At 64.0% G+C, this 13392-nt stretch carries 13 protein-coding genes; 6 read left to right on the top strand and 7 right to left on the bottom strand.

Translation table 11 applies throughout. The annotated features are described in order from the left end of the window. Positions 1–529 precede the first annotated feature (529 nt). Positions 530–955, top strand: coding sequence for a hypothetical protein (locus tag ABIA30_RS06025; protein WP_370062998.1), 426 nt, complete (start codon positions 530–532; stop codon positions 953–955). Positions 956–1035: 80 nt separating this feature from the next. Here ABIA30_RS06025 and ABIA30_RS06030 read toward each other — a convergent pair whose 3' ends face one another. The 4 genes from ABIA30_RS06030 to ABIA30_RS06045 form a co-directional block, all read right to left on the bottom strand. After that, entirely contained in the window at positions 1036–2178 is a 1143-nt protein-coding gene (locus ABIA30_RS06030) for an SPFH domain-containing protein (RefSeq protein ID WP_370062999.1), read from the bottom strand. Positions 2179–2225: 47 nt separating this feature from the next. Then, positions 2226–2447: a hypothetical protein gene (locus ABIA30_RS06035; protein WP_370063001.1), complete on the bottom strand. Its 222-nt coding sequence runs from the start codon at positions 2445–2447 to the stop codon at positions 2226–2228. Between the two features lie 104 nt (positions 2448–2551). After that, positions 2552–2785 carry a hypothetical protein gene (locus ABIA30_RS06040; protein WP_370063003.1) on the bottom strand — a complete coding sequence of 78 codons (234 nt, stop codon included), beginning with the start codon at positions 2783–2785 and terminating at the stop codon, positions 2552–2554. A gap of 109 nt (positions 2786–2894) precedes the next feature. Then, positions 2895–4097 carry a PucR family transcriptional regulator gene (locus ABIA30_RS06045; protein WP_370063005.1) on the bottom strand — a complete coding sequence of 401 codons (1203 nt, stop codon included), beginning with the start codon at positions 4095–4097 and terminating at the stop codon, positions 2895–2897. A gap of 106 nt (positions 4098–4203) precedes the next feature. Here ABIA30_RS06045 and ABIA30_RS06050 point away from each other — a divergent pair, with 106 nt between their 5' ends. Beyond that, positions 4204–5274 carry a ferredoxin reductase gene (locus tag ABIA30_RS06050; protein ID WP_370063007.1) on the top strand — a complete coding sequence of 357 codons (1071 nt, stop codon included), beginning with the start codon at positions 4204–4206 and terminating at the stop codon, positions 5272–5274. A gap of 49 nt (positions 5275–5323) precedes the next feature. Further along, positions 5324–6466, top strand: coding sequence for a fatty acid desaturase (locus ABIA30_RS06055; RefSeq protein ID WP_370063008.1), 1143 nt, complete (start codon positions 5324–5326; stop codon positions 6464–6466). Positions 6467–6491: 25 nt separating this feature from the next. Here ABIA30_RS06055 and ABIA30_RS06060 read toward each other — a convergent pair whose 3' ends face one another. Together ABIA30_RS06060 and ABIA30_RS06065 are read right to left on the bottom strand one after the other, a co-directional pair. Beyond that, a complete protein-coding gene (locus tag ABIA30_RS06060; protein ID WP_370063009.1) occupies positions 6492–7961 on the bottom strand; it encodes an AMP-binding protein in 1470 nt (489 codons plus the stop codon). Further along, positions 7961–8782: an enoyl-CoA hydratase/isomerase family protein gene (locus ABIA30_RS06065; RefSeq protein ID WP_370063010.1), complete on the bottom strand. Its 822-nt coding sequence runs from the start codon at positions 8780–8782 to the stop codon at positions 7961–7963. Before ABIA30_RS06065 ends, ABIA30_RS06060 begins: the two co-directional genes overlap by 1 nt. Before the next feature lie 73 nt (positions 8783–8855). On the opposite strand from ABIA30_RS06065, the gene ABIA30_RS06070 reads away from it, so the two are divergent. Then, on the top strand, positions 8856–9482 hold the full coding sequence (locus ABIA30_RS06070) for a TetR/AcrR family transcriptional regulator (protein ID WP_370063011.1): 627 nt from the start codon (positions 8856–8858) through the stop codon (positions 9480–9482). Between the two features lie 26 nt (positions 9483–9508). Here ABIA30_RS06070 and ABIA30_RS06075 read toward each other — a convergent pair whose 3' ends face one another. Next, complete coding sequence (locus ABIA30_RS06075; protein WP_370063012.1) at positions 9509–10669, bottom strand: iron-containing alcohol dehydrogenase; 1161 nt, start codon at positions 10667–10669, stop codon at positions 9509–9511. A 421-nt stretch (positions 10670–11090) separates the two neighbouring features. On the opposite strand from ABIA30_RS06075, the gene ABIA30_RS06080 reads away from it, so the two are divergent. Together ABIA30_RS06080 and ABIA30_RS06085 are read left to right on the top strand one after the other, a co-directional pair. Then, positions 11091–12266, top strand: a complete 1176-nt coding sequence (locus ABIA30_RS06080) for a DUF1611 domain-containing protein (RefSeq protein WP_370063013.1) — start codon at positions 11091–11093, stop codon at positions 12264–12266. Continuing rightward, entirely contained in the window at positions 12263–13378 is a 1116-nt protein-coding gene (locus ABIA30_RS06085) for an alanine/ornithine racemase family PLP-dependent enzyme (protein WP_370063014.1), read from the top strand. Before ABIA30_RS06080 ends, ABIA30_RS06085 begins: the two co-directional genes overlap by 4 nt. The last annotated feature ends 14 nt before the right edge of the window (positions 13379–13392 follow it).

A 13392-nucleotide genomic window follows, 5' to 3' on the forward strand; every position in this document is an offset into this window, starting at 1 on the left:
GCGCTGCGACGAACACCGCGCAAGATGCATCTGCCTTCTCCAACTTCGACGTCCTCCCCCAAATACGTCCGCGGTGCCGCAGCAGGACTCCCGCAGGCTGCACGGCTGCCGGCACCGTCGCCGGCGGACCCGTTCCCCCAAACAGGTAGCGGCACTGTGGACTTCAGCCGGTCGACAGACCAGAAGAAAATCTGCAGTGCCGTTAACACCACCACCATACGGACCGCGAGTCGGTTTGTCGCAAGCCCTATGTCGATCGCCAGCTAGCAGACGCGGGTTACTACGGGCTACCACTTGCAAACAAACCGTCCGTTAACTCGGCATTCCCGGCTTTGCTGTGAGCACCGACGCTCTTGCGCACATGAGTAGACCGAATTACCTGTGAAATACCCAAAATAACCTGGCAGCCACCACCAGCGGACCTGGGCAAAGGCACGACCCAGCTAACCTGACGTATTCGCTACAGCTGATCTAAGCTACATCGTGAGCCACACCTGGGGAGGGGCGAGCTCAGAAGGAGCTGGGGGACGTGTTTGTTCGGTCTGTAGTGCTGGCGGGCGTGGCCACGGTGCTGGGCGCACTGTTGGGCTTGGCAGCACCAGTACATCTGCATTCGGTTGATCGAACCGGCACGCCCATCCCATGCGGCGACGCGCTTCGGCCTCGATACACCGTGGCCCAGGAACAGGACCAACTCAACCTCGACCAACACACCACCGGCGGGCCGATGTTCCTGGTGAGCAACTACGCCGATCAGTGCGCGGCGGTGGTCTCCGATCGTCAGTCGCTGGCCATACCTGCCGCAGCCGCCGGCGCCGTGGTCGCTCTGATCGCACTAGTGCCGATGTTGCGCCGCCGGACGTCGCCTCACGGCCCGATCCCACAACTGCCGCCCGTCACCGAGGCGACCCTTCCCTTCAGGTCGAATCTGTCCCCGTCACAATCCCAGCGATAAAAAGTCGTCTGCCTGCTGGGCTGCCTTCGCCGCGAGTGCGGCTAGCTGGCAACGCATCATCGATCAGGTAGGGCCGCGGCTCATGCCGACGACTGGCTGTTGGGCGACGCAGTGAGGCCGACTCGATCAGGCACGTCGTCCGACGGGTGCTGACCGATTCCACCGCGCAGCGAATCGAAGATCGCCAGCCCCTGCCCCACCAGTCCGGTAGCGATCTCCCCGAGACCATCGGCGCCGTTGAGGACCGTCAGGTTGGCCCCCGAAAGACCTTGCGCGGCTTGCTTGACGATCTCGGGAAGCTGGTCGATCAACATCCGGTCCAGTGCGACCCGATTGTGCGACGCGGCCGCCTCGGCCTGAATCTTCATCTTCTCCGCGTCGGCGACCGCAAGGATCCGGACCCGCTCCGCCTCGGCCTCGGCCGGCTTGACCACTTCCGAGATCAGCTCTTGCTGTCGAAGGTCCGCGGCGCGCTGTGCCAACTCGGTCCGCATCTCCAGCACTTCGCGCTGGGCCCGCGCCTCGGCCAACGGTCCGGCCTGGGCTGCTTCGGCCTGAGCTTTGTCGACCTCAGCTTTGTACTGCGCCTTGACGATTGCCGTCTGCCGCGCAAACTCGGCCTGGTTGCGTTGTGATTCCTGTTCGGCCTCGGCGGCCGCCTGGTTGGCCCTGGCCTGCGCGATCTGAGCTTGCTGCTGGATGGCGGCGTTGTGTGGGGCAGACATCGCGAGGATGTATCCCAGATCGCCATCATCGATCGACTGGATCTGTAGGGCATCCACGGTCAGCCCGATCTTGATCATCTCCTGCTTGGACCCGTCGAGGACTTCCGTGGCGAGCTTCTGCCGCTCGGTGATGATCTGTTCAACGGTCATCGACCCGATGATGGAACGGAGATGCCCGGCGAAAATTCGCCCCGTCAGTACCGCCATCTGGTTCTGATCCGACAAGAAACGTTGACCGGCGCTGACGACGCTCTCGCTGTCGTTGCCGACCTTGAAGGCGATAACCGCACGAACATTCAGGGTAATCCCCTGCTGGGTGACACATTTCTCTTCGACCTCGGCCTCACACATCGCCAGGGTGAGGAACCGAACCTTTCGGAAAAGCGGCATGATGAACGCGCCGTGACCGGTGACAACACGAAACGGCGCATCCCCGGCGGCACGGCCACCGGAGATCAACATGGCCTGGTCCGGTGCGGGAACTCTGTATCCAAACATGTTGGACTCCTTGGTTGTTGGCGTTTATTGCCTAGGACACGAGCGGTTCAGAAATCCAAGCTGGACCAAGCCTCGACGACGACTGAGCGCGGACCGCGGGTATCTATCACCAACACCTGGGTCCCTCGGCTGAGCGGCTCTTTCGACCAGGCCAGATAGGCCTCCTTCGCCCCCCGCACATTCAGAAGAACTTCTCCCGCGCCCTCGACGCCGCGGGTTGCCACAACCAGCGGCCCGACACAGCCGATCACCGAAACGTCGCCCACCACCTACATGCTCCTCCACCGAAGGCGTTCCCGGCGAGCACCGAAACACCTGGCTCGAGTCCGCATTCGGCGAGCAACGGCCCGCTGCCTCGTGCAGGGCTATGGCCCTAACTCTCGACGTCGTCGTCGTTCCCGGCGCTGTTGCCGGTAATGATCTCCTTTACCTTCGTCACAGCGTGGGTGCCGATGTCGATCGAGTTCTGGACGATCCCGGAGATCCCTTCGGTCACGTCGCCCTTGACGATGTCGGCGGCGTTATCGACGATGTCCGAAGCTTTCTCGACCGAATGGGCAGCGATGTCCCGCACTGCCTCGAGCGATTCCTTTGGGTTGAGTGGCATCGCAGCTTCCCTTGGTCGGCGGTTGACTACGACGTTAGACCTCGTGACACACGCGTCGCTGTGCATTGCGGCATGTGTCGTTCAGCCCGGGCCACAAGCAGATTGACGGTCATTGGCGATCGGATACCTCAGACTCCGCGAGCGCAATAGTGAGCTCTTGGATTCTGCGGGGGTCCTGCAGGGCATCGCCGTAGAGTTCGCGCAGCTGCCCCAGCCGGTAGCGCACAGTCTGCGGATGCACGTACAGCGAGGCAGCGATGTCATCGCGGCGGCCCTGGTGCAGCAGCCACGCCCGCAACGTCTCCACCAGTTTCTCGCGGGCCGTTTCGCGCAGCCCATCCAGCGGCGCCAATGCACGGGCCCGCAGATCGGCGAGCGCGTCGGCGTCGGCATGCAGGACGAGTTCGATGAGATGCTCCTCGGTATCGATGAGAGCCGTTGTCCCGCCCAATAATTCAACGGCTCGCAGCGCCCGCCGGACAGATTGCCCACCGTGCGCCCACGGACGCTCTGGTCCGAGCACCACGCCGGGGATCTCAATCGATTGCAGCACTGACTCCCGCGAGCGGCCGCCCAGATCAGCCAACAGCAACACAGTGACGGGGTGCGCGAGCGACGGGAGTGCGTCGTCGGGAACTTCCAGACTCCCCGCTCCCAAGACCGGGGGCAGCCGCCGTTCATTTCCGCGAGGCACCGTCACCGCAGTCAGGGTGCGCGGCGGATGCCATTGCGCACGTTCGGCAGCCGCGATCAGGTCATCGGTCGGTGCGGATGCAAGAAGCTGCCGCACCAGAGCTTCCCGGTGACGCTGCCGAGCCAATCCGGTTTTGGCGAGTTCGTCAGCGTGCCCAGCCACACTGGTCGCGGACAATCGGTCGATGTAGGCGAACACCTGCTCGGCGAATACGGCCAGCTGGTCGCCGGGTACTGCATGTGACACCGCGACAGCACTCCATTCCCGCCACGCCGTCCGCGCCCCGACCCGGAACGCGGCCAGCAGCACGTCCGTCGAGCGCCCCCCGCGCGCCTCCCCCTTTCCCAGCGCAAATGCGCCGTCCAGCGCTGGCTGGACCGTCGGTGAGGTGTCCGGGTCACCACCGTCGGACACCAGTCGCAGGAAGGCGGCCAGCGACTGCTGCACAGCCCGCTCGATGTTCTCGCCCATCGACCCGCCAAAGGCGTCGGCGTAGCTGGGTACGTCGTCGATGACGGCTACCACCGTGCGTTCAGCGACAGCCGGCAGCACCGACCACATGGCCGCCAGCACCGCCTCGGGCAACGCGGCCGGTGTACCACTGCGCGCTACGTCCACCCCTCAACCCCGCCTCTCACCTTTTTATCCGTAGTGAACAATTTATCTTGCGATTTTCACACGGACCAGTCGAGAAATATCCGGTAATCACAATCAGAATAGAACCATGACCTCGCTCATCGCAGGAACCACCTACCGGCCACTGCGGTCCATCGCGCGGATGATCACAACGCCGCTGGTGCCGCGGGACTTCGTCGACCTGATCGACCCGCTGGGCAGCCCACATAATCTCCGTGGTCGCATCGTCGCCGTGACTTCGGAGACCGCGGACGCCGCAACCGTGCGGATCCGTGTTGGACGGGGCTGGCTGGGCCACCGTGCCGGCCAGTACGTCCGTGTCGGTGTGGACGTCGACGGCGTCCGGCACTGGCGCACCTACTCGATCACCTCGCAGCCAGACAGCCGCCACATCGCGATTACCGTGAAGGCACAAACCGCAGGCATCGTCTCTACCCACCTCGTGCGCGCGGCGAAGACCGGCGCCCTGGTTCATCTCGACCAGGCCGGCGGGGATTTCTCGCTACCGACCACGCGACCGGACAAGGTGTTGTTCGTGACCGCAGGCAGCGGCATCACACCGGTGATGGGCATGCTGCGCAACCACATCGGTGAGCTGACCGACGTCACCGTCATCCACAGCGCGCGCACTACCGACGACGTGATCTTCGGCAGCGAGGTGCGTGCCCTTGCCCGAACAGGCGCCATTCGACTGATCGAGCGTCACACCGCCACCGCACCACGTATCACCACCGCCGAACTTGTTGCGCTCGTTCCCGATTGGGCCGACCGAGCAACCTGGGCTTGCGGACCTGCAGCATTACTCGACGACCTCGAGGCCCACTGGGCCCAGCGCGGTATCACCGAGAATCTCCGCACGGAGCGGTTCAGTATGCCCGCCATCGCAGTCGGCGAGGGCGGCCCGGTGACGTTCACCAGGTCCGGCACGACCGTCGACACCGGCTCAGCCACCACCCTTCTCGAAGCCGGCGAGAACGCCGGGGTGCTCATGCCATCGGGTTGCCGCATGGGAGTGTGCTTCGGCTGCGTGCTGCCCCTACGCAACGGCACGGTCCGCGACGTCCGCAACGGCGAACTGACCGTCGGCGCTCCCGATGCAGGCGTGCTGGTGCAAACGTGCATCTCCACCGCCGCAGGCTCCTGCGAAATCGATATCTGAAGCTGTCCAACCACATTCACGTTCCAGACCCTTCTTTGGAGGACACCTCATGACCGCCATTCAGAACAAAGACACCAATCCCATCGCCCACCTCAGTGCCGATGACATCGCCAACCTCGGACGTGACCTCGACGCCATCCGCCAACAGGTTCTCGACACTCGCGGCGAGGCCGACGCCCGCTACATCCGCACCGTGATCAAGACCCAACGTGGTCTGGAGGCCGGAAGTCGCGCCGTACTGCTCTTCTCACTGTTCCCGCCCGCCTGGTGGCTCGGCACCGCCGGCCTGTCTGTCGCCAAGATCCTGGAGAACATGGAGATCGGCCACAACGTCATGCACGGGCAGTGGGATTGGATGCGCGACCCCAAGATCCACTCCACCACTTGGGAATGGGACAACGCCTCGCCGTCGGATATGTGGAAGCACTCGCACAACGAGCTGCACCACACCTACACCAATGTCTTGGGCAAGGATGGCGACCTCGGCTACGGCATCATGCGCGTCGACGAAGACCAAACGTGGAGCCCCTTCCACCTCGGCCAGCCATTGTGGAATGCCATCAACGCCTTGATGTTCCAGTACGGCATCGCCGCCTACGACCTCAAGCTCGGCAAGAACCTCAAAACCGCACAGCGCCGTCAGAACCCCGAATTCCGCAGCCGGGTCAAGGCCACGCTACGCAAGATCGGCACGCAGGGGCTGCGTGACTACGTCGTCCACCCGTTGTTGTCCGGACCCAGCTTCCTCACCACGTTGACCGCCAATCTGACCGCCAACGTCGTACGCAACGTATGGACCCACTCGGTGATCATGTGCGGGCACTTCCCCGAAGGCGTGCAGACATTCACCTACGACAGCATCGACGGTGAGACCCGCGGGCAGTGGTACCTACGGCAAATGCTGGGCTCCGCCAACATCAGTGGCAGCCCCTTGATGCATCTGATGAGCGGCAATCTGTCGTTCCAGATCGAGCACCACTTGTTCCCCGATCTGCCCAGTAACCGCTACGGCGAGGTCGCACCTGCGGTGAGGGCGGTCTTCGAGCGCTACGGGCTGACCTATACCAGCGGCCCGCTGGTCAAGCAGGTCGCCTCGGCCTGGCTCAAAGTGATCCGCCTGTCGTTGCCCAACGACCTGCTTGCCGGGCGGCAGACCGACGGCACTCGTCAGGTCGCAGCCCAGGCCGCCTGACGGGCGAGCGTTCGGTTCTGAATTGTCAATGGACCGGCCAGTAGCCCGCCCGGATCTTGCGCTTCATCAGCTTCCCGGTGTCCTCGCGGGGCAAGTTGTCATCGAACACAACCACTTTGGGCACCTTGTAGCCGGCGAGGTTGGACCGAACATGTTCGCGCACATCGTCTTCGGTCAGGCCGGTCGCTTCCACGTGAGCAGCGATGGACTCCCCGAACTCGTCATCTGGTATGCCGAACACCGCAACGTCGCGCACACCATCGAGAACGATCAGGCACGCCTCGATCTCGGCCGGGTAGATGTTCACCCCGCCCGAGATGATCATGTCGGTGCTGCGGTCGTTGAGATAGAGGAAGCCGTCGTGGTCCAGATAGCCGACGTCGCCGATGTCGAGATAGCCGTCGTGCTCCATCGCGGTTCGCTTGTCCGGATTGCCGTGGTAGGTGAAGTTCGGCAAAACCGACGGTGGCCGTAGGTGGATGCGCCCAGATTCGCCTTCCGGCAGCAGATCTCCGTTCTCGGAGTAGATCCTGACGTCGGCATCGCCGATCGGCCGTCCGACGGTGCCGGGGTGCGTGAGCCAATCAGCGCTGTCGCACGCCACGCAGGGACCGGTTTCGGTGCCGCCGTAATACTCACGGACGATCGGGCCGAACCAGTCGATGATCCGTCGCTTCACCTCGATCGGGCATGGCGCAGCGGCGTGTACGACGGACTTCAGTGATGAGACGTCGTACTTCGCCTGGACCTCGTCCGGAAGATTCAGTAATCGGACGAACATCGTTGGGACAGCTTGGAAATGATCGATCTGATGTTCTGCGATCTGTCGCAGCAAGTCCTCGGCATCGAACTTCCCCATGATCGTCAGATCGACGCCGGCGGCCGCACTCACCAGTGCGTGAGCATTTGGCGCGCTGTGGTACATCGGCGCTGCCACCAGGGTTCGCATCCCCGGAGCCAGTCCGAATGCCTCGAGCAGCAACCCCGCCATGGCTTGCGACTGCGCGGGAGCGGACGGCGCTCGGACGATGCCCTTGGGTCTGCCCGTCGTGCCGGACGTGTAGACCATCGCCATCGGCGCCTGCCGCGGTGGCTCAGACCACCCACTGTGCCCCGCGATCCAGTCCTCGTAACAGGAATGCCTGCCGCTCGGAACATCTGAACCCTCAATGACTTCGATCAGCGGCCGCCCGCCGGCGACCGCCTCGGCAGTTGGGACGAGGCTGGTGTTCGCAAAGATCACCTTGCTGTCGCTGTCGTCGAGCAGGTAGGCGAGCTCAGCCCCTTTCCAGTGCCAGTTCACCGGAACAGGTATCGCTCCCAGCATGCCGACACCGACGCTCGCTTCGATGAATGCGATGTCGTTGTGCAGGCAAATCGCGACGCGATCGCCGGCTTCAACACCCAGAGCGGCCAGCCCGCCGGCCACCGCGCTCGCACGCGCGCGCACGTCGTCGTAGTCCCGGAAGACCCGCCCACACCGCACACCGGACATCAGTCAGCGCTCCGGGACATGCGCCAGCCCGAGAACGTGTCAGCGAACTCGTCGCCGTGTATCGCCGTCGCCTGCATCACCCCTTCTAACTCGATGGCTCGGGCGAGGTCGCGGCGGGCGGCATCCCGGAGCAATCGTTTGGTCGCCATCACCGCCGTGGCGGGGCGCGCCGCGAACATGGCGGCGAGTTCGACCGCGGATGAAAAGGCATTGTCGCACAATCGGTTTACCAAGCCCAGCTGTTGAGCCGAATCGGCATCGACGGGTCGGCCGGCGAGAAACATCTGCAGTGCGGCACCCTCACCGATCAGTCGCGGCAAGAACCAGCTGGCACCGGTGTCCGGCAGCAGGCCCATCCTGATGAACGACGGGAACAACGTCATCGACCGCGACCCCACCCGGATGTCGCAGGCCAGCGCCAACGACATACCCGCGCCCACGGCAGGACCGTCGATGGCGGCGATCGTCGGCTGCGGCAACGCCCACAGCATTTCGCCGACCAACATCACCTTGCCGAGTAATTCGGCCACCTCGGACTCGGCCAGCTGGGACAAGTTCTCCAGCTGGCTGAAATCCGCACCTGCACTGAATACGCCATTCCCGCCGGTCAAGATCAGTACCCGCACCCCCGAATCGGTGCGTACTCGCTCCAACTCGTCGGCCAATCGAGCGAGGACCTCAGCATCAAGAGAATTGCGACGCTCCGGACGGTCGAGCACCAACACCCGCACGCCCTCGGCCGGATGTTCTACGCGCAGCCCACCTTTGGCCGGGACCGCTCGGACCGATGTTCCGGTGCTGGACAAATTCAGACCCTCCAAACGGAATATTACAGGTCAATTGACCTGTCGCCAGGTTACAGGTCAACTGACCTGCCGTCTATAGAATGATCCGATGGCATCGACCCCCGGTCGCGGCGGCGCTCCCCAAACCCAGCAGGAGCGGCGCGACAAGACCCGCGCGCGACTCATCGACGCAACGATCACAAGCATTGCCGACCACGGATATCCAGCCACCACCACTCGGCAGGTCGCCGAGCTCGCCGAGGCTTCACTCGGTGCCCTCGCGCATCATTTCCCGGCTCGGATCGACCTCATCACCACCGCACTCGACGAGGTCGGCCGTCGCATGCAAGCCGAAATACGTGACCGGGCAATGCAATCCGTGAGCATTGCCGGCGCTGGGCGAACCCCAGCACTGCTCGACGCGCTGTGGACCGCGTTCACCAGCGACCTGTACACCGTGTGGGTCAAGGTATGGATTGCCGCAGCCGACGACCCCGAGCTCTATACCGCGCTAGCCGCACTGGAACGACCCCAATCCGCCCTGTTTGCCGCCATCGCCGTAGACACCGCCCCTAAGAGACTGTCCCGCGCCGACTGGACCCGGCGATTCAGCGCAGCACTCGACGCCATGCGCGGCCTCGCGCTCACACTCGCCACCCAACCACGGGCCACACCGATCAATCACGACCCCTGGCCGGATCTACGACGCGAGCTCACCCAACTCCTGGATCGCTGACCGCGACGGAGAACCTGGGATAAACCTCACCCATACACCCGCGCGTAGATCGCTTCGATCTGCGTTGCGCTCGGGACGACCGGATTGTTGGCGGGCGAACCAGACGCCAGCGCTTGCTGCGCCATCAAGGGCGTCAATGACTCCCAGGCTCGGCGGTCGATGCCATACGACTGAGGTGTGGGAACTTCGAGTTCAGAGCACAACTCGGTCAATGCCTCCACCAGAGACCGAGCGGCTGCGGGGTCGCTGGTGTGAACGTCTGCCACGCCGTAGGCCCGTGCGCACTCGGCGTATCGTCCCTCGGCGCCGGCGACGGAGAATTCCGTGACCGCCGGAAAGAGCATGGCGTTGGACAACCCATGAGCTACCTGAAAATTGGCGCCGATTGGACGGCTCATTCCGTGCACGAGCGCAACGCTCGAGTTGGAGAAGGCCATCCCGGCCTGAGTGGCGGCAACCATCATGGCCTCACGTGCCCGAGGATCTGATCCGTTCCGGTAGGCCTGCTTGAGATTGCCGGCGATGAGTCGGATCGCCGAGAGGGCAAGGCCGTCGCTGATGGGATTGGCCTTACGGCTGACGTAGGCCTCCACTGCGTGGGTGAGGGCGTCGACACCGGTGTCGGCGGTCAGCCGCGGTGGCATCGACACTGTGAGTTCGAAGTCGACGATCGCGGCGACCGGCAGGAACGACAAGCCGGGACAGAGCATCTTCTCGTGGGTATCGCTGTCACTGATCACCGTGAACTGCGTTGCCTCCGAACCGCTTCCCGCTGTCGTCGGAATTGCAATGATTGGTAGCGCCGGGCCGGCGTAGCTGCTCGGCGCCTTGAACTTGCGCATCGGTCCGCCTCGATGCGCCAGTACCGCCAACGCTTTCGCGGAATCCATCGGGCTTCCGCCGCCGAAACCGATGACGCAATCAGCATCGTGCGCGCGCACCGCCTCCACGCCCTCCTCGAGGGATGCGGACGTGGGGTCGGGGACGGTGCGATCAAAGACGGCCGCGGCCATTCCGGCCTCACGCAGCAGATTGAGCACCCGTTCTGCCGCGCCGCTCGCCGTCAAGTACGAATCGGTCACCAAGAGTGGTCGATGCAAATCCAAAGTGCCGAGCACATCGGCGACGTCGTTGATCGCGCCCGCCCCGATACGAACGTGACGAGGAAAGGAGATCAGTGCGGACAACGGGTTCGCCTCTCGTTTCGTACTGGCAACGGGTTGGGCAGGTGAGGGCATCGCGCTTCTACGCTACTGCGGACCGCGATCGGAAATCGTGGCTTCTATCTGGAGCGCGTCACCGACCAAACCTGAAAAGAGCGCAACGTTCTTGGTCACATCACCGCGCAACGAATTTGGGCTTGCGCCAGTCGGAAAGTGTCGTCTGACGTGCGGGTAGTCGGTGAACCAACCCGCTACCAGCCGACCTGACGCGGGCGAGCACCAGATGGCTCGGGGTCAGCGGCAGCAGGACAGTCAGCCTTAATCGGGTATTGTGTTAACAAGTCGGTAATCTTGCCGACCCTCAGGGCAGACCACTCGCTGGATGTTGGGCTCATCGCCTCGCCTCGATCCCGTCGCCTCCTCTGAGACTTCTCAGAGGATCTCAATGTCTTCGCGTACCAGTGGTATCCCTTCTCTCGACACGTCCAAACACAGCGAGTCGATCGCTCCGGCAACTCCCTTCGCGCTGCCTACCGGTTCCACCGCGATCGTCTACTGCGAGGGTCAGTTCGGCGAGCAGGACGGTAAGACGGCCAACGGCCTGGTCCGGCACTCGGACAAGTACGAGATCCTCAGTGTCATCGACAGCCTCCGGGCCGGAGTCGATGCCGGGAAGTTCCTTGACGGCACCGCGAACGGCATCCCGGTGCTGGCGTCGCTCGCCGAGTCCATCGCGCACGCCGGCCGCGTACCTGACTATCTGATCTGCGGGCTCGCGCCTGCAGACGGCCTCCTGTCCGACGAGCAGCGGGTCGTGCTGCTCGACGGCATCGCCCGTGGGATGCACATCATCAACGGCCTGCACGAGTTCCTCAACGACGACGCCGAATTCGCGGCGGCAGCCGTGATCGCCGGCGTCACCATCACCGATGTCCGCCGGCCGAAGGCCACGCGCGACCTGCACCTGTTCTCCGGCCGGATCTTCGACGTCACCTGTCCCAGGATCGCGGTCCTGGGCACAGACGGGGCAATCGGCAAACGCACCACCGCCACCTTGCTGGTCCAGGCGCTCAACGCGCACGGCATCAAGGCGATCATGGTCGGCACCGGTCAGACCACCCTGATCCAGGGCGGCAAGTACGGCGTCGCGCTGGATGCGCTGGTCCCCCAGTTCTGTTCGGGCGAGGTTGAGCATCAGGTCGTCGCTGCATTCGAAGGTGAGAACCCTGACGTGATCGTGGTCGAGGGTCAGGGCGCGCTCAGCCATCCCGCGTACATCACGTCGGCTCACATCCTGCGTGGCAGCCGCCCGGCCGGCGTGATCGTGCAGCATGCGCCGAAACGCACTGTGCTCGGCGATTTTCCGATGATGCCGATGCCGACCGCGGCCAGCGAGATCGCACTGATCGAGGCGTTTGTCGACACCCGCGTCATCGGCGTCACGATCAACCACGAAGAGATGACCGACGGCGAGCTGAGCGATGCGATCTCCCAACATCATTCGCAGCTCGGCCTCCCGGTCACCGACCCGCTGACACGCCCCGCGTCGGATCTGGTCGACATGGTGCTGACGGCCTTCCCGGCGCTCGCGGCGATGGCCGACACGACCACCCCCGTGTGACGCTTCGGATCGAGACCGACCTCGACAAGATCGAACAGAACACGCGGATCCTGGTTGACCGGCTGGCCCTAACGGGCATCGAGGTCACCGGGATCACCAAGGCCGTGTTGGGCTCACCAGGTGTCGGCGCGGCGATGCTGCGCGGCGGTGCCCGCGGCCTTGGTGATTCCCGGGTGCCGAACCTCGCTCGGCTGGCCGGACTCGACCGATCACCGTTACGCACATTGATCCGCTCACCGATGCTAAGCCAAGTGGCACAGGTCGTTGACGTCGCCGACGTCAGCCTGAACACCGAAGCCGTCGTGCTGGCGGCGCTCAATCAGGCGTCATCTCAACAGCATCGGATACATGCCGTTGTGCTCATGATCGAGCTCGGCGACCTTCGTGAGGGCATCGCGCTCGACGACGCCGCCGAGGCAGTGCGGACCGTGCTGGGTCATTCCTTTCTGCGGCTCGCCGGGCTCGGCGCCAACCTCGCTTGTCAGAACGGTGTCGTGCCCGACGACCGGAACATGGGCATCCTCACCGGGCTTGCGGACGGCATCGAGGCACGGCACGGCATCGCGCTCGGCGTCGTCTCAGGAGGCAACTCGGCGAACCTGAATTGGGCTCTGCACACCCACGACGTCGGACGGATCGACAACCTCAGACTGGGCGAAGCCATCCTTCTCGGCGTCGATCCGCTGTACCGGACACCGATCCCTGGCCTGCACACGGACGCCTTCACGTTGACCGCCGAGGTCATCGAAGTCGGCACGAAACCGGCTCAACCCTGGGGCGATCGTGCTCAGGCAGCCTTCGGCGTGGCGCCGGTCCGCACCGGCAGCAGGACCGTGCACCAAGCAATCTTGGCCCTCGGCCGCCAGGATGTGGACCCGGACGGTCTGCAGCCGCCCGATGGCATCACGATCCTCGGAATGAGCAGCGACCACCTGGTGGTCGACGTCGGGGATTACCCTGTGGCGGTCGGCGACGAGATCGTTTTCGGTATCGGATACGGCGCACTCGTGCGGGCGATGACGTCGCCTTTCGTCACGAAGATCGAGCACCTTGGCCATTCCGTCGTACCCGAGGCGAGGCACTTAGCCTTGAGATCTGGCGATTCGTGGTGACCAGTGCCGGTATG

The sequence above is a fragment of the Mycobacterium sp. MAA66 genome, from assembly GCF_041261665.1.
Lineage (GTDB): Bacteria > Actinomycetota > Actinomycetes > Mycobacteriales > Mycobacteriaceae > Mycobacterium.

Bases quoted from the DNA above. Each gene is read 5' to 3' on its own strand.
- ABIA30_RS06060 (WP_370063009.1), bottom strand. From the start codon at position 7,961: ATGTCCGGTGTGCGGTGTGGGCGGGTCTTCCGGGACTACGACGACGTG.
- ABIA30_RS06080 (WP_370063013.1), top strand. From the start codon at position 11,091: ATGTCTTCGCGTACCAGTGGTATCCCTTCTCTCGACACGTCCAAACAC.
- ABIA30_RS06050 (WP_370063007.1), top strand. From the start codon at position 4,204: ATGACCTCGCTCATCGCAGGAACCACCTACCGGCCACTGCGGTCCATC.
- ABIA30_RS06030 (WP_370062999.1), bottom strand. From the start codon at position 2,178: ATGTTTGGATACAGAGTTCCCGCACCGGACCAGGCCATGTTGATCTCC.
- ABIA30_RS06070 (WP_370063011.1), top strand. From the start codon at position 8,856: ATGGCATCGACCCCCGGTCGCGGCGGCGCTCCCCAAACCCAGCAGGAG.
- ABIA30_RS06055 (WP_370063008.1), top strand. From the start codon at position 5,324: ATGACCGCCATTCAGAACAAAGACACCAATCCCATCGCCCACCTCAGT.
- ABIA30_RS06040 (WP_370063003.1), bottom strand. From the start codon at position 2,785: ATGCCACTCAACCCAAAGGAATCGCTCGAGGCAGTGCGGGACATCGCT.